Origin of the sequence: Microcystis sp. LE19-10.1B, from assembly GCF_027530565.1 — a bacterium.
GTDB classification, from domain to species: Bacteria; Cyanobacteriota; Cyanobacteriia; order Cyanobacteriales; family Microcystaceae; genus Microcystis; species Microcystis aeruginosa.
Genome location: NZ_JAPZQM010000025.1, coordinates 1 through 1,574, shown reverse-complemented (window position 1 = coordinate 1,574; position 1,574 = coordinate 1). Strand labels below are relative to the sequence as shown.

The following is a 1,574-nucleotide window of genomic DNA, read 5'->3' as shown; positions in this document are numbered from 1 at the left end:
GTGGTCAATTACCTAATTTTCAGGGAAAAAATCCCTAAATTTTCCCCCCAATCACTCCAATGGTAGGCACTTTTTCAGGGAAAAAAAGTCTAAAAGCCTTATCCAACAAGGTTTTTAGATTTATTCAGCAAACCCTAAATAGCTGAAAATTTGTCAAAACGTCGTGCTTTGCTTACCTCATAAGCGATTAAAGGTAACAAAACAAAGAATTAGATTCGGAGAATGAATCAGATATAGGGAAGTGGGGAAGTGGGGAGAAACTCTTTTCAGTGATCTGTTGACAATTTTTCAGTGATATATTGACAAATAGGCAATTCTGCGTTGACAAAGGAAAAATTTGCTGTTACCATTGCGATAATTATTCACACATCCACTTTACCTCTGTGGGAGTCTATACATATGACAAAATTACTCAGATATACCATTCCTAGCGCTGCTGCTCTGGCCGTCGCCACTGCCTTAGGCCTCGCCACTGCCCCAGCCCAGGCGGCTGCTATGGTAACCTATAACGGCTGTACAAGTACCTCATTCTGTACACTCACCGAGCTCCTTGCCGGTGGTTCCATCGAAGTTGATGAGGACGGAAATGGCACAATTGAGAAAACCTTCGGCAATTGGATGGATTACGAGTTTACGAAAAGTCCTATCGCTAATCCTGTGACCGATCCCCTAGCCAACATTCGAGTGAGTGCAACCGGCACTTACATTCCTGGTGTCTCTGGTAGTGCTACTCTCAATTACACTATTGTTGGTGGCCTAAACATTGCTCCGCCGAGCGGGAGTGCCAACTGGATAGCTGGTTTCTCCTTCGAATTCGACGTCACATCCGCTGGATATGTCCCAATGACTGGCCAGATAGATGCCATAACAGGTGCTTCAGTTACAGGACCCGCTACGGGAGTACCGAGTAATGTGACCTTCAATGGTGCAGGGATTAGCGGCAATACAAACGCTACCCCCAGCATGCCTGCGATTGACCCTATCTCGTTCGCACCAACAAACACGCTTGCGGTCATGAACAACCTGAGTTTGTTAGCTCGCCGGACTACTACAGTGCCTGGAACCGCCAGCGTTACGAGTTTCTCACAAACCTTCACCCAGGTGGTTATTCCCGAACCGGGTACTGTTGCTGGACTGCTGGTTGCTGGTGGCTTAGGTCTGGCGATGAAACGCCGACAAAAGGATAGCTAACCGAGCTTAACGTCAAGATAACTATGAGGAGAGGCATCGTAGCTGCTTGCATTGAAACTCCGTCCTTTGGGGGCGGTTTTTAATTAGGGTATGCTGAACGAACCCGCGTCAGTCCCCACAGGAGAAACTTTTTCAGCCAACCCTAATTGGGGTTGGCTGAAAAAGTAGGGGCGAAACATTCCGATAGGAAATCTACGGTTTCAGCGATAGGTTAGCCATTGATAGTTAGTCAAGTTTTTAATTTCATCGGAAATTTTGGGTCTGAAACCCCGCCGTTCTAGGTTGGCTTTACGTTAGAATTAAAAGGCCAGTCTCGAAAACCAAGTGGACGGCGCAGCACCTTGAAAACTCGGCTTAGGGGGTTCCGACCAGAAAAGCTTGGC

At 47.0% G+C, this 1,574-nt stretch carries 1 protein-coding gene; it reads left to right on the top strand.

Features of this window, described 5'->3' with window-relative positions:
• Positions 1-321 precede the first annotated feature (321 nt).
• Positions 322-1,191 (top strand): PEP-CTERM sorting domain-containing protein, encoded by an 870-nt coding sequence (locus O9332_RS00990; RefSeq protein ID WP_288023300.1) that lies wholly within the window; start codon positions 322-324, stop codon positions 1,189-1,191.
• The last annotated feature ends 383 nt before the right edge of the window (positions 1,192-1,574 follow it).